Annotated in this window: 31 protein-coding genes; 3 read left to right on the top strand and 28 right to left on the bottom strand. The window is 37.0% G+C overall.

What is annotated here, in order from left to right; translation table 11 throughout:
* Positions 1-2: 2 nt before the first annotated feature.
* From FJR03_RS02860 to FJR03_RS02790, 15 genes are all read right to left on the bottom strand, one after another.
* On the bottom strand, positions 3-1,112 hold the full coding sequence (locus FJR03_RS02860; protein WP_193114156.1) for an aldo/keto reductase: 1,110 nt from the start codon (positions 1,110-1,112) through the stop codon (positions 3-5).
* Between the two features lie 167 nt (positions 1,113-1,279).
* A complete protein-coding gene (locus tag FJR03_RS02855; RefSeq protein WP_193114155.1) occupies positions 1,280-1,699 on the bottom strand; it encodes a TOBE domain-containing protein in 420 nt (139 codons plus the stop codon).
* Positions 1,700-1,808: 109 nt separating this feature from the next.
* A complete protein-coding gene (gene nifK, locus FJR03_RS02850) occupies positions 1,809-3,356 on the bottom strand; it encodes a nitrogenase molybdenum-iron protein subunit beta (protein ID WP_193114154.1) in 1,548 nt (515 codons plus the stop codon).
* Between the two features lies 1 nt (position 3,357).
* Entirely contained in the window at positions 3,358-4,824 is a 1,467-nt protein-coding gene (nifD, locus tag FJR03_RS02845; RefSeq protein ID WP_193114153.1) for a nitrogenase molybdenum-iron protein alpha chain, read from the bottom strand.
* 80 nt (positions 4,825-4,904) lie between these two features.
* On the bottom strand, positions 4,905-5,261 hold the full coding sequence (locus tag FJR03_RS02840; RefSeq protein ID WP_193114152.1) for a hypothetical protein: 357 nt from the start codon (positions 5,259-5,261) through the stop codon (positions 4,905-4,907).
* 68 nt (positions 5,262-5,329) lie between these two features.
* Entirely contained in the window at positions 5,330-6,238 is a 909-nt protein-coding gene (gene nifH, locus FJR03_RS02835) for a nitrogenase iron protein (RefSeq protein WP_193114151.1), read from the bottom strand.
* A 296-nt stretch (positions 6,239-6,534) separates the two neighbouring features.
* The gene (locus tag FJR03_RS02830) at positions 6,535-7,311 is read right to left on the bottom strand and encodes an RMD1 family protein (RefSeq protein ID WP_193114150.1); all 777 of its coding nucleotides are present in this window, start codon (positions 7,309-7,311) and stop codon (positions 6,535-6,537) included.
* Positions 7,312-7,456: 145 nt separating this feature from the next.
* Positions 7,457-8,050, bottom strand: coding sequence for an ATP-dependent Clp endopeptidase proteolytic subunit ClpP (clpP, locus tag FJR03_RS02825; protein ID WP_193114149.1), 594 nt, complete (start codon positions 8,048-8,050; stop codon positions 7,457-7,459).
* A 10-nt stretch (positions 8,051-8,060) separates the two neighbouring features.
* Complete coding sequence (locus FJR03_RS02820; RefSeq protein ID WP_193114148.1) at positions 8,061-9,041, bottom strand: iron-sulfur cluster assembly scaffold protein; 981 nt, start codon at positions 9,039-9,041, stop codon at positions 8,061-8,063.
* A gap of 148 nt (positions 9,042-9,189) precedes the next feature.
* Positions 9,190-10,395 (bottom strand): NifS family cysteine desulfurase, encoded by a 1,206-nt coding sequence (locus tag FJR03_RS02815; protein ID WP_193114147.1) that lies wholly within the window; start codon positions 10,393-10,395, stop codon positions 9,190-9,192.
* A gap of 17 nt (positions 10,396-10,412) precedes the next feature.
* Positions 10,413-10,742, bottom strand: coding sequence for a nitrogen fixation protein NifQ (locus FJR03_RS02810; protein WP_226962165.1), 330 nt, complete (start codon positions 10,740-10,742; stop codon positions 10,413-10,415).
* Entirely contained in the window at positions 10,739-11,959 is a 1,221-nt protein-coding gene (locus FJR03_RS02805) for an FprA family A-type flavoprotein (RefSeq protein WP_193114146.1), read from the bottom strand. Before FJR03_RS02805 ends, FJR03_RS02810 begins: the two co-directional genes overlap by 4 nt.
* A complete protein-coding gene (locus FJR03_RS02800) occupies positions 11,956-12,318 on the bottom strand; it encodes a NifB/NifX family molybdenum-iron cluster-binding protein (protein ID WP_226962164.1) in 363 nt (120 codons plus the stop codon). The genes FJR03_RS02805 and FJR03_RS02800 overlap by 4 nt, the downstream gene beginning before the upstream one ends.
* Positions 12,315-13,295, bottom strand: coding sequence for a NifU family protein (locus FJR03_RS02795; RefSeq protein ID WP_193114145.1), 981 nt, complete (start codon positions 13,293-13,295; stop codon positions 12,315-12,317). Before FJR03_RS02795 ends, FJR03_RS02800 begins: the two co-directional genes overlap by 4 nt.
* Before the next feature lies 1 nt (position 13,296).
* Positions 13,297-13,683: a NifB/NifX family molybdenum-iron cluster-binding protein gene (locus FJR03_RS02790; protein WP_193114144.1), complete on the bottom strand. Its 387-nt coding sequence runs from the start codon at positions 13,681-13,683 to the stop codon at positions 13,297-13,299.
* 177 nt (positions 13,684-13,860) lie between these two features.
* Here FJR03_RS02790 and FJR03_RS02785 point away from each other — a divergent pair, with 177 nt between their 5' ends.
* Both FJR03_RS02785 and FJR03_RS02780 read left to right on the top strand, forming a co-directional pair.
* Positions 13,861-15,201: a nitrogenase component 1 gene (locus tag FJR03_RS02785; RefSeq protein WP_193114143.1), complete on the top strand. Its 1,341-nt coding sequence runs from the start codon at positions 13,861-13,863 to the stop codon at positions 15,199-15,201.
* A 2-nt stretch (positions 15,202-15,203) separates the two neighbouring features.
* Positions 15,204-15,611 carry an ArsC/Spx/MgsR family protein gene (locus tag FJR03_RS02780; RefSeq protein ID WP_193114142.1) on the top strand — a complete coding sequence of 136 codons (408 nt, stop codon included), beginning with the start codon at positions 15,204-15,206 and terminating at the stop codon, positions 15,609-15,611.
* A 14-nt stretch (positions 15,612-15,625) separates the two neighbouring features.
* On the opposite strand, the gene FJR03_RS02775 is transcribed toward FJR03_RS02780, so the two are convergent.
* The 13 genes from FJR03_RS02775 to nifN form a co-directional block, all read right to left on the bottom strand.
* Positions 15,626-17,065 (bottom strand): sensor domain-containing diguanylate cyclase, encoded by a 1,440-nt coding sequence (locus FJR03_RS02775; protein ID WP_193114141.1) that lies wholly within the window; start codon positions 17,063-17,065, stop codon positions 15,626-15,628.
* Between the two features lie 96 nt (positions 17,066-17,161).
* Positions 17,162-17,359 (bottom strand): hypothetical protein, encoded by a 198-nt coding sequence (locus tag FJR03_RS02770; protein WP_193114140.1) that lies wholly within the window; start codon positions 17,357-17,359, stop codon positions 17,162-17,164.
* A gap of 2 nt (positions 17,360-17,361) precedes the next feature.
* Positions 17,362-18,462 carry an alanine dehydrogenase gene (gene ald / locus FJR03_RS02765; RefSeq protein WP_193114139.1) on the bottom strand — a complete coding sequence of 367 codons (1,101 nt, stop codon included), beginning with the start codon at positions 18,460-18,462 and terminating at the stop codon, positions 17,362-17,364.
* 127 nt (positions 18,463-18,589) lie between these two features.
* Positions 18,590-19,807 carry an RNA polymerase factor sigma-54 gene (locus FJR03_RS02760; RefSeq protein WP_193114138.1) on the bottom strand — a complete coding sequence of 406 codons (1,218 nt, stop codon included), beginning with the start codon at positions 19,805-19,807 and terminating at the stop codon, positions 18,590-18,592.
* A gap of 65 nt (positions 19,808-19,872) precedes the next feature.
* Complete coding sequence (locus FJR03_RS02755; protein ID WP_193114137.1) at positions 19,873-20,169, bottom strand: 2Fe-2S iron-sulfur cluster-binding protein; 297 nt, start codon at positions 20,167-20,169, stop codon at positions 19,873-19,875.
* A gap of 116 nt (positions 20,170-20,285) precedes the next feature.
* Complete coding sequence (locus FJR03_RS02750; protein WP_193114136.1) at positions 20,286-20,630, bottom strand: 2Fe-2S iron-sulfur cluster-binding protein; 345 nt, start codon at positions 20,628-20,630, stop codon at positions 20,286-20,288.
* Between the two features lie 19 nt (positions 20,631-20,649).
* On the bottom strand, positions 20,650-21,051 hold the full coding sequence (locus FJR03_RS02745) for a nitrogen fixation protein NifZ (RefSeq protein WP_226962163.1): 402 nt from the start codon (positions 21,049-21,051) through the stop codon (positions 20,650-20,652).
* Positions 21,041-21,382: a nitrogenase-stabilizing/protective protein NifW gene (locus FJR03_RS02740; protein WP_226962162.1), complete on the bottom strand. Its 342-nt coding sequence runs from the start codon at positions 21,380-21,382 to the stop codon at positions 21,041-21,043. Before FJR03_RS02740 ends, FJR03_RS02745 begins: the two co-directional genes overlap by 11 nt.
* Positions 21,383-21,393: 11 nt before the next feature.
* Positions 21,394-21,795 carry a P-II family nitrogen regulator gene (locus FJR03_RS02735; protein ID WP_193114135.1) on the bottom strand — a complete coding sequence of 134 codons (402 nt, stop codon included), beginning with the start codon at positions 21,793-21,795 and terminating at the stop codon, positions 21,394-21,396.
* Between the two features lies 1 nt (position 21,796).
* The gene (locus FJR03_RS02730) at positions 21,797-22,321 is read right to left on the bottom strand and encodes a flavodoxin domain-containing protein (RefSeq protein WP_193114134.1); all 525 of its coding nucleotides are present in this window, start codon (positions 22,319-22,321) and stop codon (positions 21,797-21,799) included.
* 10 nt (positions 22,322-22,331) lie between these two features.
* Positions 22,332-22,754, bottom strand: a complete 423-nt coding sequence (locus FJR03_RS02725; RefSeq protein WP_193114133.1) for a NifX-associated nitrogen fixation protein — start codon at positions 22,752-22,754, stop codon at positions 22,332-22,334.
* Complete coding sequence (nifX, locus tag FJR03_RS02720; protein ID WP_193114132.1) at positions 22,754-23,152, bottom strand: nitrogen fixation protein NifX; 399 nt, start codon at positions 23,150-23,152, stop codon at positions 22,754-22,756. Before nifX ends, FJR03_RS02725 begins: the two co-directional genes overlap by 1 nt.
* A 66-nt stretch (positions 23,153-23,218) precedes the next feature.
* On the bottom strand, positions 23,219-24,526 hold the full coding sequence (gene nifN / locus FJR03_RS02715; protein WP_226962161.1) for a nitrogenase iron-molybdenum cofactor biosynthesis protein NifN: 1,308 nt from the start codon (positions 24,524-24,526) through the stop codon (positions 23,219-23,221).
* Between the two features lie 66 nt (positions 24,527-24,592).
* Between nifN and FJR03_RS02710 the strand changes: the two genes are divergently transcribed.
* Complete coding sequence (locus FJR03_RS02710) at positions 24,593-25,552, top strand: 6-phosphofructokinase (RefSeq protein WP_193114734.1); 960 nt, start codon at positions 24,593-24,595, stop codon at positions 25,550-25,552.
* Positions 25,553-25,569 lie beyond the last annotated feature (17 nt).

The following is a 25,569-nucleotide window of genomic DNA, read 5'->3' as shown; positions in this document are numbered from 1 at the left end:
TTTTAAAGCCTATAAAGTAGATCGTACTTCGATCTCGGTACTGCTTTTACTTTTGAGATTTCACAATTTTCTCGTACATTCACTGGTGTTTTAGAACCAAAAAGAGAACTGATAATTCCCGGCGTTGAACGGACAAACTGTAAGGCAAGCTGCACATCATTTTTTAAAGTCATCGTATTATCTAGTACTACTCCTGTTTCAGCTGAAAAAGATTTTTTAAACAGATTCATCTGTAGAAGTGAAGATGAGCTCATCACACCGATACCCAAATTATGTGCAGCATTGACAACACTACACTCTACTCCGTCAACTTTTTGCGTAGGATTAGTATATGCGGCAGTTTTACCCATATTAAAAGGTACTTGAATATATTTAAATCTATGATTCATCCCTGCTACTCTAATGGCACACTCAACTAACTTCTCTAAGCTTATACGTTCATCTTTGGTTTCTGATGTAAAACCGTTCCAAACTGCTACGCCGTAACTTTGGAAAAGCCCCTCATCTGCAAGTTTTTCAAAACGCTCAAAGATCTTTTCTATATGTTTGTAAAACTTTTTTTCTCCCAAACGCAAAAGCTGCATCTCAGGGTTGTGAAGATAATAGATATCTAAACTGTTTACTCCCAGGTTATTTAAACTTCTTTTACAACTCCACTCTAAAAAGTCCGGAGTCATACAATGTTGGTCAAGTTCAATATCTTCTTTAGTCGCAAGACCCGCTTCTATAATATTTTCATCGATCCAAGTATAAGGATTTTCAGGGAATGGATATTCGAGTTGAATAAATCCCCCTTTAGAAGATATGATCAACTCTTCTCTACTTACTTCTTTTGCATCCATAAGTTCTTTGAGTGCTTCGCCGATCTCTTTTTCACTTTGCCCGTAACGGTAATTACTTGCAGTATCGATTAGGTTAATACCCTGTCTCACTGCTTCTTTAACACCCTCTATATAATGAAAAACATAATTTTCCTCTTTATAAGGCTCTTTGGTAAAAGTACCCAGCCCTAATTTAGAAAATACAAGTCCATTCGATTTTGTGTAAAAATCTTTATAGTGTGCAAATTTCTTAGCAAAATTGTAAGTGTCTTCTAATGTTGCGTAACTCATTGGTGATTCTTTTGTGCTACTTTTTTTGCGTACATTCCAATGCCGACTACATAAACTATTGTTGTTGATGCTAATACTAAATATTCCATAAATATAGTCCCTAATATCTCATTTACATAAAGCTATTCAAGAACCATTCCTTTGAAATTTTTTACAAAAAAAAGGGACTATTTTGCGATCATAATATCTGATGCTTTTATTATTGCACTTACGTTATCACCTATTTTTAGGCCTAAAGAGTTGGTAGAAACTTTTGTTATAACTGAAGCTATTTTATCGGTATTTCCTATTGCTATATCTATCTCAGCAGTAACTCTACCCTCTTTAATCTCTTCTATTTTTCCTTGAAACTTGTTTCTTGCACTGATGTTTAATGTAACATCGGTAGTTATAAGAGCCGAGCTTGATTTAAAAAAAGCAAGCACTTCATCGCCAAGTTGAAGGTTCAAATCTTCTACAGCTGTATTAGTTATAACACTTACAAGCGTATAACCACTTTGGAGCTTAATGTATACAGAAGTGTTTACAGTTCCCTCTTCGAGATACTCAACAATTCCACTCAATTGATTTCTAGCACTTATTTTCATAGTCAGCCTTTGTTTTCTTTATATCATTTTTTACATAACGATTGAGTAAAAAAAAGCCAGAGTGGGGTAAACACTCTAGCTTGGAGAATATAAATGAATTAGTTTTTAATTATCTTACACAGTCGAAGAAATAGTCAGTTTTTGCTATATCTTTTGTTTCTTCATCAAGTTGATCAAGAACAGCATTTGTGATCCATGTAAGAAGGTTTAAAGCACCTTTGTAACCACTCATAGAGTATCTATGTAGGTGGTGTCTATCAAAAATTGGGAAACCAATTCTGATTAGTGGAGTACCAGTATCACGGTAAAGCTCTTTACCATATACGTTACCGATCATAAAGTCTACCGGCTCAGTGAATAGTAATGAACGTAAGTGCCATAAGTCTTTACCAGGCCAGATTTGACAATCTTCAGCCCATTGAGATTTGTCGATGATAGCTTGCATATCAGCTTCCCAACCTTTTCTTGGTGCATTGTGACAAAGAACGTGTGTTGGAATACCACCCATCTCAACGATGAAAGATACAAGACCTAGTAAGAAGTCAGGATCTCCATATACTGCGAACTTTTTACCGTGCATGTACGGGTAAGAATCCTGCATAGCATCAACAAGTTGGCCACGTTGAGCTTTTAACTCTTCAGGTACTTCTTTACCAGTAAGTTCAGCAAGTTTCATAACGAATGCGTCAGTTCCAGCTAAACCGATTGGATTACAAGTTTCATAACCTTGTTTCCATTTGTTTTTAATAGTCTTAGCAGTTTGCACTGTAGAGTATTTTTGTAAAGAAACAGTTGTCTCAGCATTGATAGCAGTTTTAGCGATATCCATTGGAGTACCACCAGCGTATAATGAATATCCACCAGCACCAGTATTCCATTGAGCTTCGTGATCACCAAGCATATGGATCTTATCACTGAACATTGCAGCAATCTCTTTAACCTCTGCTAAAGAACCTAGGTACGGTTCAAAACCAGGGATGATGTTGATACGACCCTCTTCAACAACTTTTTCACTTTTTGAAGGATTAAGTTGCTCAAGCATAGATTTCATCATGTTATCGTAACCAGTGATGTGGCTACCTACGAATGATGGAGTGTGAGCATAAGTGATTGGTAAATCATCTAATTCACCCTCAGCATCTTCTCTAGCACCAGTAATAAACGCATTTAAGTCATCACCGATAACTTCTGCCATACAAGTAGTAGATACAGCAATGTGATCTGGTTTATACATAGCGTTACAGTTACGTAAACCATCTTTCATATTTGCAAGACCACCGAATACCGCTGCAGATTCACTCATAGAGTCAGATACACATGGTGTCGGCTCTTTGAAGTGACGTGTAAAGTATGAACGGAAGTAAGCAACACAACCATGTGAACCATGAACATATGGCATAGTGTTCTCAAACCCTAAACCAGCCATGATAGCACCTAGTGGTTGACAAGCTTTTGCAGGGTTAACTGTGATAGCCTCACGAGCAAGGTTTTTCTCACGGTAATCCCAAGTTTTAGTCCACTCAGCTACTTCTTCTACTTTAGCAGGGTTAACAGCACCCATAGCACCTTCGAATTGTTTTTTGTTTTTTAGTACTTCTTGATACTCTTCTTTTAAGAAAAGTTTCTGACCATTTACAATGTTTTCTACGTCTTGCATCTTAAGCTCCTACCTCTTCTTTTTCCCATGGTGCTGTAGTATGATTCCATACTGGAGAGTTCATAGCTAAGTCCATATCTTTTGCGAATACTGCGAATGCGTCATACCCGTGGTAAGGACCAGAGTAATCCCAAGAGTGCATTTGTCTAAATGGAAGACCCATTTTTTGGAATACATATTTCTCTTTTACACCGGCAGCTACTAAATCCGGTTTTAATTTTTTAACGAATTTTTCAAGCTCATACTCATTAACATCATCATAGATAAGAGTTGAACGTGCGATATCGTCTTTTGTACGTTTATAGTCATCACCGTGAGCGAACTCATAACCAGTACCAACTACTTCCATACCAAGGTCTTCATATGCACCGATAACGTGACGAGGACGTAAACCACCAACGTAAAGCATTACTTGTTTACCCTCTAATTTCGGCTTATATTTTGCGATAACTGCATCAGTCATAGCTGTATATTTAGCAATAACTTCTTCTGCTTTTTTCTGAATAGACTCATCAAAGAAAGCAGCAATTTTTCTTAAAGACTCAGTAGTTTTACTTGGTCCAAAGAAGTTATATTCCATCCAAGGGATACCGAACTCTTGTTCCATATGACGAGAGATGTAGTTCATTGAACGGTAACAGTGAAGTAAGTTTAACTTCGCTTTTGGAGCAATAGCTAACTCTTTATAAGATGCATCACCTGACCATTGTGCAATAACTCTTAAACCGATCTCTTCAAGTAAGATACGAGTTGCCCAAGCATCACCACCGATGTTGTAGTCCCCGATAATAGCTACATCATAATCAGTTGCGTCAAAATCAGCACGAGCTGCAGCATCTGGCATAACTTCATCACGGATCATATCATTTGCAATGTGGTGACCAAGTGACTGAGATACACCACGGAAACCTTCACAAGATACAGCAACAGTTGGTTTTGAGCTCTCTTTTTTATGAATTTTTGCAACAGCAGAGATATCATCACCGATTAGACCGATTGGACACTCAGACTGAATTGAAATACCGTTGTTTAATGGAAATAACTCATCGATCTCTTCAAGAGCTTTTTTAAGTTTTTTATCCCCACCAAATACGATATCTTTTTCACTAAAGTCTGTAGTAAAGTTCATAGTAACGAATGTATCAACACCAGTAGTACCGATATAGTAGTTACGACGACCAGCACGTGAATACTGACCACAACCAACAGGACCGTGAGAAATGTGGATCATATCTTTAATAGGACCCCATACAACCCCTTTAGAACCCGCATATGCACAACCACGTTGAGACATAACACCTGGTACTGTTTGCTTGTTTGAACGTGTTTTGTCACAAGCACCTTTTACACCCTCTGGAGTATCAACACCTAAGTGTTTTGCTCTGTTTTTAGCCGCTTTGGCTGGGTAAACTTCTAAAACCTCTTCAATAGCTTCTTTCTGTAAAGCTTCTAATGTTTCTGGTCCCATTTTATTCCTTCTCCTTCTTTATACGTCCATCTAAAGTTCAAATTTCCAAATCTTGAAAATTTGAACTTTACTAAATAGTTTTATGCTACTTTAACTCTGTAAAGATTCATATCATCAAGTTTTTTACAAAGATCTTTAGTTGTATCACCATCTACAGATTTTGAAATCTCTGAGATTTGGTATTTATTTGTGTAATAAACCATTTTGAATTCGCCTTCCATTTCAGCGATATTTTCATAATAGTCAACAAAAGCAGTGTGAGCAAAAGTACCTTCTGGAACAGTTAATTCTTCTAACTTAGCACCCTCTCTAGTTTCACTAGTTAATGTAACAGTTTTACCTGCTGCAGACGTACCGTCTTCAACTTTTTCAATAACTTTATCGAAAGCAACATCGTTTCCTTCACTTGCTGGAAAATGATAACCACATACAAACATAATTTTCTCCTGTTTTTTATCTATTTAATTTTTGTTTTTATTTTAAATTGCTTGGTCAAAGCGTAAAATTACGCTTCTTTTTGACCAATTGCATCTTCTTCAACGTCTTCTTCAAGACCGAATTCCATAAGAAGATTTTCAAGATCATCCATCTCTAGTGGAGTTGGAATAACTTTTAAGTCATTAGCAATAATTTTACGAGCTAACTCTTTGTACTCCATAGCTTGATCAGAGTTTGGTGAGAACTCAACAACAGTCATACGACGAAGCTCAGCACGTTGAACGTGGTTTGAACGAGGTACGAAGTGAATCATTTGAGTACCGATTTGTTGTGCTAAGTGTTTAGCAAGGTCATACTCACGGTCAGTCATACGTGCATTACATACAAGACCTGCAAGACGAACACCACCAGTGTTAGCGTATTTTAAAATACCTTTAGAGATGTTGTTAGCTGCATACATAGCCATCATCTCACCAGACATAACGATATAAATCTCTTGTGCTTTACCTTCACGAATCGGCATAGCGAAACCACCACAAACAACGTCACCAAGAACATCATAAGATACGAAGTCTAAGTCATCGTCATAAGCACCCTCTTCTTCAAGAAAGTTAATAGCTGTAATAACACCACGACCTGCACAACCAACACCTGGCTCTGGACCACCAGACTCAGTACACATAATGAAACCTTCTGTAATCTCTTCATTATCTGGGTGGAACTCGTCAGCACCTGGTTTACATACATCTTCTAACTCTAGGTCTTCAACTGTACCAGCTTCAGAAGCTAATTGCATAATTGTAGATTGAGCTTTCTCGTGTAAAATAAGACGAGTTGAATCCGCTTTCGGGTCACAACCAACAATTAAAATCTTTTGACCATAATAGTGACACATAGCCGCTAATGTATTTTGAGAAGTTGTTGATTTACCAATCCCACCTTTTCCGTAAAATGCAATTTGTCTTAACTCAGACATCCTGTCTCCTTTAATTCTTTAATTTAAGTTCGCTACTACTGTTACAGATAGCGTTCCTTAGAAAAAATATTTTGAAAAGAAATTTTGAAATTTATCTACAAAGCCCTATTTTAAGGAGTTTTAAAATAAAAAAGGAGTTTTTTTGTCTTATTTTAATTTAAGAATAGAGGAAAAAAATTATTAACAAAAAAGAAAAAAAAGGAGGATCAAAATCGTTTTTTGTAAGATTTAGAGGACAAATAATGTAAACCTGTACAACAAAATTGTTATGCAGGTCTCATTTTATATATTTGTATTCATTTTAGAAACTCGTATAGTCCCATAATGATCTCGATAAAGATAAGAATGATGATTATCCATTCCAAAAAAGAGGAGTATTTATGATTTTGTTCATTACTCAAAACATCAAGCAGTTCTTGAATAACTTCAACCTTTTTGTTAAGTACCTCAACTCTGGGTGTAATATCTAAATACTTGCTGATACTGTTATAATATTTTTCATATTCAGGATACTCCCAAAAAAATTCCGGTGTATCAAGGAGATCATATTGCAGGTTAATCTGGCTTTTTACTAAAAACAACTCACCGATCTTTTTTGCTATCTCTTTTTTACTCAAACTGATTTTTCCGTATTTAGCCAAATTTTGAGGGATGATAGAATTTTCTTCGATCGTGTTTTCCACTTTTGTTTCAAACTGACTAAGTTTGGCATTTTGTGCAAGAGCAGACGAGATTGCTATTTTTAAACGCTCTGAATCATTATCGAGAAGAAATTTATCGTAGATGATTTTAAACTCATCTTCGAGTATATACTTAAACTTTTCCTCCGCGCACTCTTCAAGAGGATTGATCAAAAAAGATTTGATCTCATTTTGAAAAAATTCAAGATTTTCATAAGATATATTCCAACAGGTATATACACCGTATTTGAACAATACTATATACTGTTCGACATCGACTGTAACAAACAAAATATCTTTGTAAAGTGTCGTTTTATATTTTCCAGATAAAAACTGATAAATTTTCGTATCAAACTTATCACTCACTACAAAACTATTAATCTTTTTTTGCATCTTGATTTCCTTACAATCAGCAATTTTCTTCTTTAATAGTATATTTTGTTATTTTAATGTTTCATAAAAAAGGGGGATAAAAAGGGTATAAGAGTATTTATTCTCAAGCAAAAGCTTGAGAAAGGAAGTAGTTCGGCAACGACTATTATTCTTTTTCTTCACTTTTGATAAGAACTTCATCAATAAGTCCATAAGCTACAGCATCCTCTGCACTCATAAAGTTATCGCGTTCTACATCTTTGACAATAGTTTTGACACTTTTGCCTGTTTGTTTTGCTAGAAGTTCATTTAAAACCCCTTTTATACGCAGTATCTCTTGAGCTTGAATAGCAATGTCTGTGGCTTGTCCCTGAGCACCGCCAAGAGGTTGGTGGATCATAATTCTAGCATGTGGAAGCGCATACCGTTTCCCTTTCTCTCCGCTTGAGAGTAAAAAAGCTCCCATTGAAGCTGCTTGACCTATACAGATAGTTACTACATTTGGACGGATATAGTTCATCGTATCAAAAATCGCCATACCTGCAGTAACTACACCACCGGGTGAGTTAATGTAAAAGTAGATATCTTTCTCCGGATCTTCTGCTTCTAAAAAAAGAAGTTGTGCGATCACTGTTGAAGCAACCGCATCGTTTACCTCTCCGCTTAGCATTACAATTCTGTCTTTTAACAGACGTGAATAGATATCGTAACTTCTTTCACCGCGACCCGTTTGCTCTACTACATAAGGTACATAACTCATCTGCTCTCCTTTAGAGTGTGATTACTCTGATTCTATCATCAAGGTTTTGTTTTAGCGTACTCTCGATTGCATACAATGTACCCGTGCTTCCCGTAGAACATGTTGAACATGCACCGAGATATTTAATGTAAACGTCAAAATTTCCGTTCTCCTCTTTAATATCTACAAGCTCCATATCTCCGCCGTCCATGATAAGCATTGGGCGTACATACTCCTCAACTACAGCATCGATTGCACGTGTTTTTTGTACCATACTCATAGATGCGAAATCAGCTTTATCCTCTTTTGGAGCATTTGCCATAGCTGTTAGACGCTCACGTTCCATCTCTTCACGTGTATCTTTTAAAATATCTTCTAGATAGATATCTTTTGCTTCATGTCCGCCAGGTTTTATACAAGATTTACAAAAACCACCCGCTTTTGTAAAGTCGATGATCTCCTCAATAGTTTTAAGATCATTGATCTTAATTACATCAATAAGTGTATCTTGTGTTACACGAGCACACTCACAAATGATAAACTCCTCTTCAAAACTCTCAGCATCTACACCTTTGTACGTAGCTGCCGCTTTTTTGATAACATCATACGCCATAACAGAACAGTGCATCTTTTGCGGTGGAACAGCAGGAGTATCTGGAGTATCACGCATCGCTTTTTCAACATCGATATTTGTAATTTTTACCGCTTCATCAACAGTTTTACCCATACAAAGCTCAGTCATAATGTCAGAACTCGCAATAGCAGTACCACATCCAAAACTTTTAAATTTACTTCCTACAATTTTGTCCGTATCTTTTTCAACTGCCCAGTAAAGTCTTACCGCATCACCACAACTCTCAGCTCCGAAGTCTGCAACGATCAAAGTTGCATTCATCGCCTCAGCTTCCTCTTCAGTAATATGCCCTTGGTGTTTAGGGTTATTCATTCTATCTACAACAATATTACTATACTCATCCCAAATTGATCCGCCTACTAAACTTGCCTTTGCCATCATACTTTCCTTTAATTTATTTCATAAATTTAAGGGAACCTTTTTTATTCCCTTTTGATACGTTGTCGGAAGTAATTCCGTCAACTACGTTAACACTGGGTTTCCTTCGGCAGGAAGCCCATGGCACTATTGCCTTTTTTTCATCCTTTTAGTTGTGTTCTAATTCACTTACGTGATTTTTCGGTGTATATGCATACGAACTAGAGATACTTCTCAGTCTCTCTACTGCCTCTTTAATCTTCTCGATCGCATAATCTATCTGCTCTTCGGTATTAAAACGACTGAGTGAAAAACGGATTCCCGTATGTGCCAGTTCACTGTCACTTCCAAAAGCGTTCATTACCGGATTTGCTTCTAAGTCTTCACTCGCACATGCACTTCCTGTTGAGGCAGAGATCCCGTTTTTGTTTAAATCCCAAAGCATCGCTTCACCCTCAACACCTTTGATCGAGATGAGTGTCGTATTTGGTGTACGATTTTTTGTATCGCCGATTACAATTGTGTCAGGAATTTTCAAAATTGCTTTTTCTAATTTATCTCTCAACATTCCAACATGATTAATCTCATATGCAAGTGCCATTGTATTTGTTGCAAGCTGCATCGCTTTTCCCATACCTACAATAGATGCAACATCAAGTGTACCTGCACGACGCCCATCCATCTGTTCACCACCGTGCATATATGGACTAAGTTGTACACCTTTTTTAATGTAAAGCCCGCCTACACCTTTTGGACCGTGAAACTTATGAGCAGAAAAACTGATCATATCTACTCCGGCATCTTGAACGTCAACTTTTACTTTCCCGATCGCCTGTGTAGCATCAGAGTGAAACAACACCCCTTTTTCTTTACATATAGCACCAATCTCTTTGATCGGAAACAGTTTTCCCGTTTCATTATTTGCCCACATAACAGAAACAAGTGCCGTATCTTCACGTATAGCATCAGCAACGGCATCAGCTTCAAGTACACCCTCTTCATTTACTGTAAGGTATGTAATATCTACACCTTTTTTCTCTAGGTAATTACAAGCTGCCGTGATCGCAGGGTGTTCAACTTCACTTGTAATGATGTGATTTTTCTCACCGTCTAGGATTCTGTCAAGCCAGACACTTTTTACTACCCAGTTATTTGCTTCTGTCGCATTTGCCGTGATAATGATGTCATCCTCGTCATCTGCATTGATCCCTTCATAGAGATAATCAAATGCTTCTGCTATTTTAGGATGTGTTGCAGAACCTACACTATGAAGTGAGTTTGGATTTCCATACATCTCACAAAAAAACGGTGTCATCTCTTCAAAAACTTTTTCATCTACTTTTGTTGTTGCATTATTGTCTAAATATACTTGCATAAACTGTTATCCTTTTTTTAAATTAAACACTTGAAACATGTTTCTTGATCATCACATTCGGCACATGCCGGTGCCGTCTCATTAATCAGATCGTAAATGTACTTTTTCCATAATGTCTCTTTTGGTTTCATAACACTAAGTCTCGGAAAATACTGATTCATAAATCTTCCCATCTCAACCCTCGAAGCAAATCCGAGATCCTGGTAAAGATGGTTCATCTCCAAAGATGCCTTGGCCACACGGGGAGCTATAATCTGTTTGGCATAATCATCTATTGAAAAAAACTCTAATAACAGTTTCACCTTTGCCTCTAAAACTTCGTTTGTCGTCATATATGCTTGTGTCATAATGTCATCTCCACCATTTTTCCATTTACGATTTGTCCAAATTCAATTCCAAACTCAAAACAATCCACCAGCTCCTCCTTTGTAGGAATCAGCTTAATCTTCATCGGTTGTAGAGGAAGACGAAAATTAAGTGCTCCAAGACGATGATGTATCATCTCTACCGCTTCTCCGCTCCATCCGTAAGAACCGAAACACCCGCCAAACTTCCCTTTCTTCTCTAAAAGCATCATACAGCTAAGCAGATCCCAGACAGGTTTTGGAGCATCTCCGTTAATTGTTGGAGCACCGATAAGTATTCCCGTACTCTCTTCTAAGATCGTAAGCATATTTTGCTCATCGAGTGCAGTCAGGTCATAAATGTTTGCTATTAAATTCGTATCAGATTCTATTCCATCGAAAATACTTTGAGCCATATCTTTTGTATTTTTATAACTTGTTACATAAAAAATCGAGATGATTTTTTTACCGTGGAGGCGGTCAACTTTCTCACTCCACTCTCTATAGCGCTCTATATATTTTTGAGGATTATCCCGCATAATCGGGCCGTGCAGATTACAGATGATCGAGATATCAAACTTGTCATAAAGTTTAAGTGCTTTTACCACATCGGAGCGAAACGGACGCATAATGTGATCATAGTAGTATTTAAATGCATAATCAAAATCTCCAACAAGATCATCAAAAATACGACTGTCGTAATAGTGTGAGCCAAAAACATCCCCACTGAAAAGTACACAATCTTCTTCAAGATAAGAGCTCATTGTCTCAGGCCAGTGAAGATTCGGTGTACTTAAAAAAGTAATTGTTTTATTACCGAGTTTTAGCTGTTTATTTGTCCAAACCGTTTCAAACTCCATATCTTTTGTTTTTGCGATCGACTTTAGCATCGGCTGAGCCATAGGGGAGATAAATACTTTGGCCCCCGGAGCACGTCGTGTAAGTTCGGGAAGTGCCCCACTGTGATCAGGCTCAAGATGGTGCATAATTATGTATTTGATATCACTATAAGAACAAACAGATTCTATCTTTTTGAAAAACTCCTCTTGGAACTCTTCTTTTACGGTATCGAAGATAATTACACCCTCTGAAGTTTTCAGAAGGTAGGCATTATAAGTTGTACCGTTGGCTGTTTTCATAATGATATCAAATGTACGGATATCGGGATCACTCACACCAACATAATAAAGGTCTTTTATAACTTGGATCGCTTCACTCATTTTAAAAGTATCCTTTTTAACCATAGTGGAGGATTCGCTATCATTTTTTGAAGCTGTGCGACCACATCTTCGATCTTTTCCTCCTCAGACGCTGCTTTCATAGGATAAATACCTGCAATTTTTACCATGTTTGCAGCCTTGGGACCTATCTGAGTTACATAGATCATATCTGCTTCACTGACACAATCTATTTTGTACTCCAGTTTATCCACCTCAGCTTCGTATTTTTGATAGGAATCTATCTCTTTGAGCAAGTTTGCATTGTTCTCATCAATCTCATAAAGATAAAATGTTTCACACCAGCCAAAGTGTTCATTAACATTAGTCCCGTCTTTTGAAGCAAAAGCGATTTTGATCATATTACATACACCCTAATGTTTTCATCTATAACTTGAGAAAGTGTACCCATGATGATCTCGTATGTTGTAGTTGAGGCCATAGAACATCCGGCACAGTTCCCTTGATATGCTAAACGGATCTCAATATCCGGCTCATTGATATAGTCAATAAGAGTAATATCACCGCCGTCTTTTACCAGTATCGGTCTGATGTATCTGTCGATCGCATCCATTACCAATTCAAGTTGTTTCTCTTTAGGAGAGTTTCTAAAAGCAAGATTTGGCTCACAAGAGCTGTTTGGTGTTTTATCAACTCCGCCCATTTGTGCCAAAGCCATAGGATGATTTGTTTTTGCGGCATTTAACATACAGTTAAACCCCTCTTTTACTTTTCCAAGATCAGTTCTGTCTTTTAAAAGCATAAGACCTAGTCTAAAGTTAGCCCCTTGATGATTCTTTTTCACTGCACGTCTGAAATAATCTACGGTTTTTTCCATATCCTCTTCAACACCGAGTTTTGTCTGATACATAAGTGCTAAATTGTAGTTAGCCGAATCATTGTCATACTCGCTTGCCATCTCAAAGTATTCGCGTGCTTTAGCGAAGTCTTTTGATACACCTTCACCTTTAAGATACATAAGTCCCAAATTTGTCATAGCCTGATCATTTTTGTACTTGATCTCCTCTTCCCACAATGACAACGCTCTTTCATAATCTTTTGCTTTATATGCACTCAGTGCTTCTCTATGTTTCATAAATCTTCTCCCCTCTCCAGGTTTTGGCAATGCTCTGTTTGCATTGTATTCTCTAATGATGTGCTCTTTGAGATACTCTTTTGCCAACTCTATAGCTTCATCATAATCCTCACTTGCAGCCTTAATATCAAAATCAATATATTCCGCCAAGTAAGCATCTCCAACTTCATGTTCACCGGCAAAGCACTCTAAGGGATACTCTAAATTCAGATAGTAATCTAAACTTTTGATCTCTGCGGACATTTTATCCCTCACATCCACATTGACAAGCTCCGCCGTTACCCGGATCTAACTTCTCTCTGTAGTTAAATCTGTCTAACTTGTTAAGCTGTTTTTTCAAGAACTTTTCATAGATTTCATTTAAAGACATTTTCGTGTGTTCTGTCGTATAAACATCCATGCCTCTGTCCACAAAAGAGTTATATACACCCTCACCCATATGATAAAAAACCGTAGCTTTTACACCGTAAGCTGCAAGGAAACCTGCACTTTTTGGCCCTTGACCATTCACTTCGTTTTTTATAACTGTAAGTTCTCCGTCGTTTAGGTTTAACAGTCCAAAATACGGAGCTTGACCGTATAGCTCCGATATGTTTGTATTAAATTCATTATCTAAAGGGATTGCCAACATTTTATTGTCCTAATATCTTTTTCCTTTAACATATACATATAATGTTCCCTAGAGCTCAAAGGAATGAAATATGTATAAATAATATATAAGGAATACAGTGCAAACCTCATTTTCTTTGGGGCTAACATTAAAAATGTTTGCTCGTCAAGAAGGTTTCCACTGCAAAAAGGATCAAATATGGTAAATAGAAAACTTATTCGCGAACTTCTCAGTGAATCTGCTTGTACTCACAATGAAAAAAAGAAAAGCTCTTGTGATAAACCAAAACCTGGAGCCACAAGTGGAGGCTGTGCTTTTGAAGGGGCACAGATCGCACTATTTCCTTACGCTGATGCAGTCCACTTAGTTCATGCACCTGCAACTTGTCAGGGTGCATCTTGGGAAACCAGACAAACCCCGACAAGCTACAAAGGACAAAACAATACGGTAACAGGTTACTATACGGACGTTACTACAAACGATGTAATCTTTGGAGGGGATCAAAAACTTGAAGATTCCATAGAGTACATAGTAAAACATAAAGATCCAAAAGCTATCTTTGTGTATGAGACATGTGTAACCGCTATGATCGGTGATGATATGGACAATGTATGTAAACGTATGCAGGAGAAACACGGTCTGCCAGTCGTAGTTGTGCACTCGCCTGGTTTTGTAGGGGGAAAAAATCTCGGAAGCCGTTTAGGGGGTGAAGCTGTTTTGAATCAGCTCATAGGAACCCGTGAACCTAAAGAGATACACCCGTTTGGAATTAACCTTATCGGTGAATACAACGTAACGGGTGATATGTGGCAGTACAAAGCCATACTGGAACGAATCGGAATTAAAGTTGTTTCCACTTTAGCAGGAGACGGACGGATTGAAGATATTCAAACGGCTCATACTGCGAAACTAAACGTTATCGTATGTGCGAAATCTCTTGTCACACTCACGCGAAAAATGCAGGAGCGTTACAATATCCCTTACATATCTGTATCTTTCTACGGAAAACGTGATACTACAAATGCAATTCGCTCGATCGTAAATGCCTTTGGAGACAAAGAGCTCACATTAAGAGCAGAAAAAGTGATAGCCTATGAGGAAGCAGATTTAGAACAAAGACTGATCCCATACAGAACTATTCTTCAAAATAAAAAAGCTATCTTAAATACGGGTGGAAATAAATCTTGGTCAATAGCTTCAGCCCTTCAAGATATAGGTATAGAGGTGATCGCGACAAGTATCCGTAAAGCGACTCTTGAAGATATTGAAATCGCAAAACAGTATGTAGATATTCTGATGAAAGTACCGGCTCAAGAACAAGGAAAACTGATCGATGAACATAATGTTGACATTCTCCTAGCGGGTGGGCGTAGTCTCTACACTGCGATCAAGAAAAAAGTAGCCTTTGTGGATGTGAACCAGGAGAAAAAAGTAAGTTACGGAGCTTACGGCGGACTGGAGAATTTAGCAAAAGATGTATGTGCCGCCGTAAACAATCCTGTATTTCAAGTGGTTGGTGAAGCCGCACCTTGGGAGTAAAGATGGGAATCATATTTTTTGAAAAACCGGGTTGTATGGGAAATGCAAAACAAAAACAGATCTTAGATCTGCACAATATCTCGTATATGACAAAAAACATACTTACATACCCATGGACAAAAGAGTTACTCGAGTCTTTTTTTGACGGCGTTGCCAAAGAGAGCATCTATAACCCTTTTGCTCCACAGGTAAAAAATAAAGAGATTAACCCAAAAGAGCTTTCAAAAGAGGAACTAATAGGTCTTATGCTCAAAGACCCGATCCTTATAAAAAGACCTCTTTTGATCATTGGAGAGGAGAAGATCTGCGGCTTTAGCATAGAGAAGATCAATGCTATTTTTAACAGAAACATCTGCTCATCAGTTTCAACTTCTACGTGTCAGAGTGAAAGCTGTAAAAGTAGCGACTAATAAATGGTGTAGTGCTAAATAGAAGAGACCTTATTTTTCCCCTCTTTTTTAGCCTCATACATTGCATTGTCTACGCGTGCGATTGTATGTTCTAGAGCTTCATCTTCTTTACATTGTGTAACACCGAAACTTGCCGTTACATTTGCTTGAACTAACTGCTGAAGAACTAAATCACTTTCAATCATAAGTCTTAATTTTTCCGCTATATCTTTTGCATTTTGGGCATTTGAATTTATCAGTCCGATAATAAACTCCTCCCCGCCCCATCGAGACACAATATCTGTCTGTCGAATGTAAAGCTTTAAAATCTCCGCAATACGTTTTAAGACCTTGTCTCCCGTATGATGTCCAAGTTTATCGTTAATTTGTTTGAAATCATCTAGGTCTAAAAAGAGTAAAGAGAGTGGTTCTTTTGTACGTTTTGATAATTGATACAGATGCTCCATTCTATCTTCAAAAAAACGACGGTTGTAGAGTTCCGTTAAGGCATCATGCTCTGCCATAAAAGAGAGTCTTTGATTGTAGTTTTTGATTGTAATTAAAATAATAACAGCGACAACAAACGTAAATAAAAGTGAAATAGACAAGTTAAAATAAAATGCTTGATTTACATTTTGAATAAAATCATCTATCTTCGCCTCTACCAGTAAGTAAAGGTGCAGTTCCGGAATATATTTTGTTTTTAGAAGATACTCATTGCCATCTCTTTTATAATGAAATACTTTTGAAATTGGAGAAAGAATTTCATCGCGCTTACCAAACCATTCAGGGTCTTCGTTAAGATTTTTAATATGTTCTACGCTTCTCTGCGCTAAAACAACTTTTCCATCTTCACTTAAAAAGCAGACTTTAAACTTGTACTCTTCGTGGAATCGTTTTAACATACTGTCAATATACGATATTTTATGTCCTATCCCAGTAGCCCCGAGAAAGTGGTATTTTGAGTCATAGATCTTATAGTTTATAAACATCATTAAAGAGTTGTCTATATTTTCATTGTAGTCAAGATTGATCTCATGCTCTTCAGCAGAATCTTTAAATTCAAAATACCAACGGTTATCTGTTTTATTCTGATCGAGCTTTTCTAGAAAACCTTTATGGGTATAGTAATTTTGTGTCCTTTCAGATACTAGAAATGTTACAAACAGTCCATACTTATTTCGAATAGTTTCAAGATAACTTCTAATCTTTTCCGTATTATTCTCTTCGTTACGTAGCCAATCTTTCACAAAAGTATCCGTCGCCATCATTGAAGAGATAAGACTTGGTTCAATTATATGGGTTTGAATCTCCGTATATATATTATCTACAGATAGTGGAAGCGATCGTGTTGCCAGATCTTTTTGTACCGAGTTTAAAGAGATTGCATAGTTAATAAGAGTCAGACTTATAGATAAGACTAACAACAATCCAGATACTACAAAAAGGATCTTAAAACTATTAGTTTTTTTCATAAATAACCTTATTTATATTTGAACTAATAGTAACATCTAGTTACTTAAAATATGAAACTCTATTTTCTGTTTCATCGTGTGACCAGAGAAATTTCTCTAGTCTTCTAAAAAGATAGCTTCATTAAGTATTACGGCATCATCTTTAAAGCCGTTTGCACTATCTTTTGGAAGTGTTGAAAACCCCTCATTTGAACTACATTTAGGACATTTTCCTTCTACTAAAGATCCAAGTTGCTCAATCGGGATCGCATGATCACACTCTTGACAATAATAATATATTACCTCTTGTGACATTTTTACCCCTTTACTTTATACTCTATAGCGTGTGCTTCTCCAACTGCTTTATTATACAAAACACCGTCATAAGTGTTAAGTGCACTTACCATAACATCTAATTCATCACAAATTTTCTCAGCTCCGTATTTCGCAAGCGCTTTTACATACGGCAGTGTTGCATTTGTCAAAGCAAAGGTTGATGTACGTGGATAAGCTCCCGGCATATTTGCAACACAATAGTGAACAATCCCCTCTTCTATAAAGGTTGGAGCAGTATGGGTTGTAGGTTTTGATGTTTCAAAACAACCACCCTGATCGATCGAGACGTCTACTAAAACACTCCCTTGCTTCATCATTCCAAGCATATCTTTTGTGATCAGCTTTGGTGCTTTTGCCCCCGGGATAAGAACAGTTCCGATCACTATGTCTGCATTCGGTAAAAGTTCTGAAATAGCAGCTTTTGAAGAGTACATTGTTGCAACGTTTACAGGAAGTACGGCATCAAGATAGTGTAGACGATCAAGATTTATGTCGTAGATCGTTACATCTGCACCAAGACCTGCGGCAACTTCTGCTGCACAAGTTCCGGCAACGCCACCTCCTAAAACCATAACTTTTGCTTTTTGTGTCCCAACAACACCTCCTGCAAGTAATCCTAAACCGCCTTGGTATTTTCCAAGATGTACAGCTCCCATTAAAGCAGCCATTTTTCCGGCTACTTCGCTCATGGGCTCAAGTAAAGGGAGTTTTCCATTTAGTAATAAAGTTTCATAAGAAAATGCCCGGATCTTTTTCTCAAGTAAAAAATGGGTAAGTTTCTCATCAGCTGCAAGATGAAGATATGTAAAAAGTGTCTGCTTCTCTTTAAAAAGCGAATACTCCGATTCTATAGGCTCTTTAACTTTGATGATAATATCAGCAAGGGTAAACACCTCCGAAGCATTTTTTAAAACAACAGCACCTGCATCCAGATACTCCTGATCGCTAAAACCGCTCCCCTCTCCGGCTAAAGTTTCCAGATAAACTTCAACTCCAAGTTCAAGTAATTCTGCTACACCATGAGGTGTTACACTTACTCTGTACTCATCTTTTTTGATCTCTTTTGGTATACCTATTTTCATATGCAACTCCTTATAAGTTTTCGATGCATATTTTATGCCTAGACTTACTGTTCTATATATTTTAGTATAGAACCTTTATCAACATCAATATATTCAATATTATCAAAACAATTATAACTTTATAAAACTAGTCTCTAACTTTATAGATCTTTTTACGCTCTTTAGATGAAGGGATTTCAAGCTGTTTTCTGTACTTTGTGATCGTACGTCTAACCATATTCATATTGTAACGCTGCATCACCATATCTACGATATCCTGGTCAGTCAGCGGTGTCTCGTGAGATTCATTCTCTACCAGGTTTTCAATGAAATGTTTCACTTCCGATGAAGAGAGGTTTTTAGAAACTGCATTTGTAAAAAATGATTTTAGAGAGAATATACCGCGTTCACATTTTATATATTTATTTGATACCGCTCTAGAGATCGTTGATTCTTCAAAACCTATCTCCTGTGCCACTTGTGCCATTGTCATAGGTTTAAGTTCACTCCCGATAAAAAAGCCCATTTGTCTCTCAACTATAATAAGCACAAGTTTATAAAGTGTCGATTTTCTAAGTTCTAGAAGATTCACAAGATCACGCGCTTCTTTTAACTTATATTTTAACTCATCATTTTTACTCTTAAACGGGTCCTTGATCACGATGTCTGGATAATAACTATGGTTTATTTTTACAGATATATCTTCATCTACATCTACAAAAAAATCGGGAACGATATATTCGTTATCCTCTTGATAATCAATTGCAGGAGGTGATTTGAATTTTTTTATGATATGAGTTGCCTCTTCAAAATGGTGATGTTTATGGTACTTGTCAATACTTTTAAGATTTTTGACCATCTTCTCGATCAACTCACTCAAATCATTCTCAATATTTAGTTGAGAAAGTTGAAACAAGAAACACTCGATCATATCTTTAGCACCCACTCCACACGGGTCTATATATGCAAAACGTTGGCGTATACTTTCGGCGAACTCTTTTGTTGTATTGCATTTTTTAGCTAAAACATCTATATCTCCGTCAAAATAGCCGTCACTGTCGATGTTGTCTAAGATCTCCATTGCAACCTTTTGCGAGTTTGGCGTCGGAAACAGAGGTGCATCGATCTGGTTAGCCACCTTATCGTAAAACGATTCTTTGTAGGTATTTATCTCTTCAATCAAACCACTGCTTGAATAATTTGATTCAAAAGATGAGTTGTATTCCAAAAATGGGTTATCGAAACTATGCTCTTTAAATACAGTTTCTAGGTCTTGCAGAGGTGCCTGTAAAAGCGGCAGCCATAATCTTAGTGACAATTGTAAAGTTTGTTTTTGTTTTGCTTGAAAGCCTAATGATGCTGACATAATATAATTTTACTCAAACCAAGAATGGTTTGAGTCCCTTTATTGCGTAAGATTTATGCAATTTATTAGTATTTTAATCTTACTAAACCGTTTGGCTTAGAGATTTTCATTTGACATGATAAACGAGAGTTTGGTGTACAAGTACCTGAACAGATCTCTTTAAGTACTTTTACCTCTTTATCTGTTTTATCAGAAAGAAATTCCATTCCAGATTCAACTTCAACGATACATGTACCACATTCACCGTCACGGCATCCAAATGGAAGTGCACTACCACTAGCTTCAACGATATCTTGAATAGTACTTCCCTCTTTTACGTTAATTGCTAAAAAATCATTAATGATCTCTACTCTTGTTGTCATTTTTCTCTTTCCTTAGTTTGATTTCATAAAATGAAGAGTTCTCTTCATTCATAACGGAGCACTTGGCTCACTATAGCTTGCCCCTTTGCGAGGCAGTAAACTATAGTTTATTTTTACTATTGTAAAAATGGTTTTATGATTACATCACCCTTTACAAGTGTTTGACATGCAAGTCTCACTTTAGGGCTAATTGTAAACTGTTGACAATGTTCAGCATCTTTAGTTTTTAAGACACCTAGTTCTACTAACTTTTCTAGCTCTTTATCTTCAATATAGTTTGTCGGTTCTTCATCCTCTATATTTTCATACTTGATTAAACAACTAGCACAGTCACCGTCTTGACATTCAAAGTTAATCGGGATTCCGTTATCTTTTGCCAATCTTACGATTGGTTCACCCTTAGGTGCATGATATAATCCATCTTTATCCGAATCAAATCCAATGAAAATTACCTTTGCCATTATTCCCCTCCTTATCTCACTATTTCTCTTCTCTTAATTTAGCCATTTTCTTTCGATGCGCTTCAAATGCTTCTCGCTCCAAAGTCTCTTCATCGACATAGTCATCTTCCATAGATTCTAGTTCATGTTCACGACACCCAACTATTTCAACTTCCATATCGCTTCCAAAAAAATGGACTTCATAAACACGAATAACTTGAAGAAAATCCCCCATTGTTTTGATATATCCGATACTCCCCTTTGGCATCATTAAGGTACCTATTTTTGCATGCGGATATGTTCCATCATTCACAATATCTTCAACGAGTCGTACTTTTTGTCCCACTTTATACTTTGGTTCATCAGCGTCACGCCCTGATCTATCTGCAGTAACACTATCGTACAGAGTAACGTCCGGGTCAAATGTAAAATTAGCAGCCACAACTATTTCCTGCCTGTGGTGTACAACTCATACAACCACTTAATTTTCCATCTTTAAACATATCCCAAACATCTGCTGCACTCGGAGCATAACCGTTTGCAAATTCACCGTACACTTTCAAAAGAGAATACTTCAAAAAGTCTAAAAGACGTTCCTCTTGATCACCCAGGTTTTGCATACCTGTTTTGATCAAAGTTCCATACTCTTTTAAAATGTGAAAGCGCTTTACATTGACCAAGCGTGCATCGTATTCTAAATCAAAAAAATCGAAATAATCTTCTGCATCAGTTAGTTCATAGAACTCATCTAATGACTTTTCTATAGTATTCATAATCTGTTCCTTTAACTACATGGAGTATCAATATGTGTTGTTGCTATGTGAGTAACGTTAGCAATTTTCTTATCTATTTGCGTTGTTAAGGCATCCTGATCTCTTTCACCCGTTCTAATACGCTCAACACCGCCAACTTCAATCCACCACATTTTTCCGGCACCTCGACCTAGGTCATGTGCATTTGAGCGGACACATTCCATAGCACGCTCTTTATTTTCAGCTGTAGAAACTACCATCTCCAGTTTCACTTTTTCAACGAGATCTGCTACACCGTTATCAGCTTCTTTTAGACCAAAAGAACCCTTTCCGATAACATCGCTAACTGTTATCCCTTCAAAATGTTTTGCAAAAAGATCTTCTAGTACGTTTTTTAAATTTGTTTTGTTTATTACCGCTGTAACCAAATACATTTTATTCTCCTAGTTCTGATTTTAATAAGCCAACCCATTGCTCTATCCTTTCTGGAGTTTTTTCACTTTCATTGTGCTCATCAATTCCCAGACCACAAAATTTTCCATCTATCTCTGCAAGAGAAAATTCATACTTATAATCATCTTTAGCAATAGCACCGATAGCTTTTGCTCCTGCATTTGTAAATGTTTGGTGAAGTTTTCCTAAGGCTGAACAAAAGTGCTCACCGTGTTTTTTACAATCACCCGCACCAAAGAAGGCAACTGTTTTACCGCTAAAATCTATGCCATCATCTTCAATCTCTAAAATTGGGTCTACCCAAGAGAAGTGAAGATCACCCTGACCCCATGTTGAACTTCCTAAAAACAGCACATCATATTCTAGAAGTTGCTCCTCTACATCATCAAAGTCCTCTTCCATATTGATGATATCATCCTCATCAATACCGAACTCCTCTGCCAATACGTCTGCTACTTTCATACTAGTTCCACCTGCAGTACCTACAAAAATCCCATATTTAGCCATTTTTTACCTCCTACTTTTTATATTCGTTATAAATTTTTATTGCATCTTGAACCATCTTCTCACCCTCTTCAACAAGCTTCTCGTATGTTCTAAAAGAGAAACGGTGAGCATCTTTAAAAAACTTATTTACGATTACGATCTTGTCTGCAATTACAACTGCACGACCGAAACCTTCATGACTCATCTCCATAACAACAGAGCACATAACACCTGTCTCTTTTTCGAAAGCGAGTGCTACAGATTGATAGATCAAACGGATATCTTGAATCTGCATCTCATCGATATCTGCAATTACTGGAATATTTTTGAGTTCCTCTTTGCTCTTTACATACTTCTCTTTGAGGATCTCTTCGTCTTCACGGTTTGCCCATGTTCCAAACTGATCAAGCGCTCTTACTTGTCCTATTAAAGTATCTATAAAAATATTTTCCATTATGCAGCCTTTTTTTCTATTATTTTTTTAATAAATGGAGGGGGATTTGTACCTAACATAGATACAATTTTCTTAAGCTCCTCATCAATTGAAACAATCTCTTTGTATTTAATTGGGAAAACGCCGGAATTAATAATTTTTGCAGCAGCCGTAGGACCTATATTTACAAAATAAACGATGTCACATTTATCTAGTAATGCTACTGTTTTGTCCGTATCTTTGCTATCTATTTTGATAATCGTAGATATATCAAAACCCTCGCTTGAGATATCATAAACATTAAACTGTTTAGCACTTCCAAAGTGTGCATCAATGTTCTCGTTGTCATTTGTTGCAAAAGCAACTCTAATTGTTCCTACTCCACCGACATTTGATGTCACCGTAATTGTTGAAGCCATGATTTCTCTCCATTTCTTGTATATATATACTTAGATATATACAGAAAGTGTTCCTTAGAGAATTTCCTAGTGCTCTTCAGAGGTGTTTATAAGGTTTGCTAAACTAAAAAGGAGATAACAACTCCCCTCATATAAAGTATCGTTTATCAGCTGGTTTCCGACTGTCTCATAGTTTGGATAACCCCGTAACAGCAGTGCTTTACCCTGCTGATGGGCAATACGTTCACCGTGGAAATTCGTAATTAAAAGATCTGCATCTTCAAGCTTCTCTTCTACATCTTCAAAATCTCCCACAATCACTTCACAATCTAAATGCTCTAAAAGTGTTGTTTTTGTCGGTACAACTATAGTTTTAATATCTGCTCCCGCTTCTAAAACAGTCGTAGCGACACTTAAAGCTTGATCAGCTTCAAGAGCTATGATCATTTTTGTCCCGCCGATTGCAAAATGGGTATCTAAAAGTGCATCTTGAAGTCTTTTTCTCCATCTAACTACACTCGGATGCGGTTTAGAGATCGTTTTAAACTCCATCAGTGCTTTATAAAAAGAATCAGTTGCCAACAAACCGCTTACAGTATCAAAATGTAAATGATTCATCTTTTCATTTTTCTTTTGGAGTAAATTTCCCGCTTTTTCAACAGAAGCACCGATAGAGATAACTACACTAGCATCACCTAAAGACTTTATCTCCTCAACACTGATTCCACCGCTGCTCAGAGCCCCTTGTTTTAAGCCCAGATGTCCATCTAAAGAATCGCTCAAATCGGGTAAGGCATACACTTCAAAACCAAATTTTGCTATCTCTTCTTTAATCTTTTCAACCTCAATGGGTGTCAGATTTACGTTGGGAATTAAAACCGCTTTATTACTATCTACACTCTCTTTCTCTTTTACCAGCTGCTCTACAAGTGCCTCTATCGACTTTGCAAAACCGCTCTCAAGTCCACCTTCAAAATCGGGAGTATTTACATAACAGATCAACTGCTCATCTTTAAGTAATACGGTTGCACCTTTAATGTCATCACCTTTGGTCTCAGTCATCCCGGTTGTAAAGAGTCCCACTAAATCGGGTGTCACTTTTTTCGTAATATTTTTAATCGCTTCAGAGATTGAATACTCCCCTCCGTCAATTACGGCTGTAATATCATTCACTGCTGTGGTTTGGATCGCAATAGGGTCACTAAAATGTCTTGTAAAAAAAACTTTGGAAAATGAAGCACATCCTTGTGCACCATGCATAAGAGGCATACAATTTTTGATACCTAAAAAACATAATAATGCTCCCATAGGTTGTGATAATTTTATCGGGTTTGTTTGTAATGGTTTACTCATAATATCATCCTCTACACCTGAAATATTCATATAATGTTCCATAGAGGTAATTTGATGAATTCCCAACAATTAGATAAAATACCTTTAGATATACACATAGAGGTTGTAATGGATAATAATATAGCTATTTTATGTTCCGGCGGTGATGTTTCAGGAATGAATCCTGCGGTAAAACACTTTGTAGAGTACTCTATACAAAAAGGATTAACGCCCTACTTTATTTACGACGGTTATGAAGGTTTAATCGACAATAATATTGAGCAGGCAACTTATGCGGACGTTGCAGGTATCATCACTAAAGGGGGTACAAAAATTGGGAGTGCCAGAAGTAAACGTTTTCTTGAGAAAAAATATAGAAAAATAGCGAAAAAGAATCTCGATAAACACAATATAAATATGCTCGTAGTACTAGGTGGTGACGGTTCATTTCGAGGATTGGATATCTTTTATAAAGAGCACGGTATAAAATTTTGCGGTATACCATCTACAATTGATAACGACATCAACGGAACAGAATACTGTTTAGGGGTAGATACTGCTTTAAATGTGATACGAAGTGCACTTGATTCTATTCGTGATACTGCATCATCTTTCAAGCGTGCTTTTGTTATAGAGACAATGGGAAGAGATTGCGGTTATTTAGCGCTAGTATCCCATTTAACTTCCGGAAGTGAACTATGTTTAATTCCCGAAGTTCCTTACAATTTAGAACTTTATGTAAACGAATTCAAAAAACAGCTTCATCATGGAAGACGCTACTTTTTGGCTATAGTTTCTGAAGGGATTGAACAAGATACGAATGAAATTGCCGAGTGGTTTGAAAAAGAGGTTGGTATTGAAGCACGTGTTACTGTTCTTGGACATATACAAAGAGGTGGTAATCCAACATCTTATGATCGACTTATGGGGTACAAGTTTGTGAATTATGCAATCGATGCACTTATAATGGGGGAGCAAGAATCTGTTATCTGTTATGATAAAAACGGATTTAACCTCAAAAGTATTGATGAAGTCGCCGGTATCAAAAAAGATTTGGATCCTGAACTTTTACAATATTTGATCGATTAAACTGTATTGGATGAACT

It is taken from the genome of Sulfurimonas marina (genome assembly GCF_014905095.1).
Lineage (GTDB): Bacteria > Campylobacterota > Campylobacteria > Campylobacterales > Sulfurimonadaceae > Sulfurimonas > Sulfurimonas marina.
The sequence above is the reverse complement of the archived record's forward strand: the minus strand, read 5'-3'. Positions and strand labels throughout refer to the sequence as shown.

What these genes read in the sequence shown, in the direction of transcription:
- clpP (WP_193114149.1), bottom strand. Translation starts at nt 8,050, where the DNA reads ATGAGTTATGTACCTTATGTAGTAGAGCAAACGGGTCGCGGTGAAAGA.
- FJR03_RS02860 (WP_193114156.1), bottom strand. Translation starts at nt 1,112, where the DNA reads ATGAGTTACGCAACATTAGAAGACACTTACAATTTTGCTAAGAAATTT.
- FJR03_RS02760 (WP_193114138.1), bottom strand. Translation starts at nt 19,807, where the DNA reads ATGTCAGCATCATTAGGCTTTCAAGCAAAACAAAAACAAACTTTACAA.
- FJR03_RS02790 (WP_193114144.1), bottom strand. Translation starts at nt 13,683, where the DNA reads ATGTTGGCAATCCCTTTAGATAATGAATTTAATACAAACATATCGGAG.
- nifX (WP_193114132.1), bottom strand. Translation starts at nt 23,152, where the DNA reads ATGGCTTCAACAATTACGGTGACATCAAATGTCGGTGGAGTAGGAACA.
- FJR03_RS02725 (WP_193114133.1), bottom strand. Translation starts at nt 22,754, where the DNA reads ATGGAAAATATTTTTATAGATACTTTAATAGGACAAGTAAGAGCGCTT.
- FJR03_RS02755 (WP_193114137.1), bottom strand. Translation starts at nt 20,169, where the DNA reads ATGACAACAAGAGTAGAGATCATTAATGATTTTTTAGCAATTAACGTA.
- FJR03_RS02735 (WP_193114135.1), bottom strand. Translation starts at nt 21,795, where the DNA reads ATGTATTTGGTTACAGCGGTAATAAACAAAACAAATTTAAAAAACGTA.
- FJR03_RS02785 (WP_193114143.1), top strand. Translation starts at nt 13,861, where the DNA reads ATGGTAAATAGAAAACTTATTCGCGAACTTCTCAGTGAATCTGCTTGT.
- FJR03_RS02810 (WP_226962165.1), bottom strand. Translation starts at nt 10,742, where the DNA reads ATGACACAAGCATATATGACGACAAACGAAGTTTTAGAGGCAAAGGTG.
- FJR03_RS02830 (WP_193114150.1), bottom strand. Translation starts at nt 7,311, where the DNA reads ATGCAAAAAAAGATTAATAGTTTTGTAGTGAGTGATAAGTTTGATACG.
- FJR03_RS02800 (WP_226962164.1), bottom strand. Translation starts at nt 12,318, where the DNA reads ATGATCAAAATCGCTTTTGCTTCAAAAGACGGGACTAATGTTAATGAA.
- nifN (WP_226962161.1), bottom strand. Translation starts at nt 24,526, where the DNA reads ATGGAACATTATATGAATATTTCAGGTGTAGAGGATGATATTATGAGT.
- FJR03_RS02740 (WP_226962162.1), bottom strand. Translation starts at nt 21,382, where the DNA reads ATGAATACTATAGAAAAGTCATTAGATGAGTTCTATGAACTAACTGAT.
- nifK (WP_193114154.1), bottom strand. Translation starts at nt 3,356, where the DNA reads ATGCAAGACGTAGAAAACATTGTAAATGGTCAGAAACTTTTCTTAAAA.
- FJR03_RS02855 (WP_193114155.1), bottom strand. Translation starts at nt 1,699, where the DNA reads ATGAAAATAAGTGCTAGAAATCAATTGAGTGGAATTGTTGAGTATCTC.
- nifD (WP_193114153.1), bottom strand. Translation starts at nt 4,824, where the DNA reads ATGGGACCAGAAACATTAGAAGCTTTACAGAAAGAAGCTATTGAAGAG.
- FJR03_RS02780 (WP_193114142.1), top strand. Translation starts at nt 15,204, where the DNA reads ATGGGAATCATATTTTTTGAAAAACCGGGTTGTATGGGAAATGCAAAA.
- FJR03_RS02750 (WP_193114136.1), bottom strand. Translation starts at nt 20,630, where the DNA reads ATGGCAAAGGTAATTTTCATTGGATTTGATTCGGATAAAGATGGATTA.
- FJR03_RS02805 (WP_193114146.1), bottom strand. Translation starts at nt 11,959, where the DNA reads ATGAGTGAAGCGATCCAAGTTATAAAAGACCTTTATTATGTTGGTGTG.
- FJR03_RS02730 (WP_193114134.1), bottom strand. Translation starts at nt 22,321, where the DNA reads ATGGCTAAATATGGGATTTTTGTAGGTACTGCAGGTGGAACTAGTATG.
- FJR03_RS02710 (WP_193114734.1), top strand. Translation starts at nt 24,593, where the DNA reads ATGGATAATAATATAGCTATTTTATGTTCCGGCGGTGATGTTTCAGGA.
- FJR03_RS02775 (WP_193114141.1), bottom strand. Translation starts at nt 17,065, where the DNA reads ATGAAAAAAACTAATAGTTTTAAGATCCTTTTTGTAGTATCTGGATTG.
- FJR03_RS02820 (WP_193114148.1), bottom strand. Translation starts at nt 9,041, where the DNA reads ATGGCAAAGGCAAGTTTAGTAGGCGGATCAATTTGGGATGAGTATAGT.
- FJR03_RS02840 (WP_193114152.1), bottom strand. Translation starts at nt 5,261, where the DNA reads ATGTTTGTATGTGGTTATCATTTTCCAGCAAGTGAAGGAAACGATGTT.
- nifH (WP_193114151.1), bottom strand. Translation starts at nt 6,238, where the DNA reads ATGTCTGAGTTAAGACAAATTGCATTTTACGGAAAAGGTGGGATTGGT.
- FJR03_RS02815 (WP_193114147.1), bottom strand. Translation starts at nt 10,395, where the DNA reads ATGCAAGTATATTTAGACAATAATGCAACAACAAAAGTAGATGAAAAA.
- ald (WP_193114139.1), bottom strand. Translation starts at nt 18,462, where the DNA reads ATGAAAATAGGTATACCAAAAGAGATCAAAAAAGATGAGTACAGAGTA.
- FJR03_RS02770 (WP_193114140.1), bottom strand. Translation starts at nt 17,359, where the DNA reads ATGTCACAAGAGGTAATATATTATTATTGTCAAGAGTGTGATCATGCG.
- FJR03_RS02795 (WP_193114145.1), bottom strand. Translation starts at nt 13,295, where the DNA reads ATGTCCGCAGAGATCAAAAGTTTAGATTACTATCTGAATTTAGAGTAT.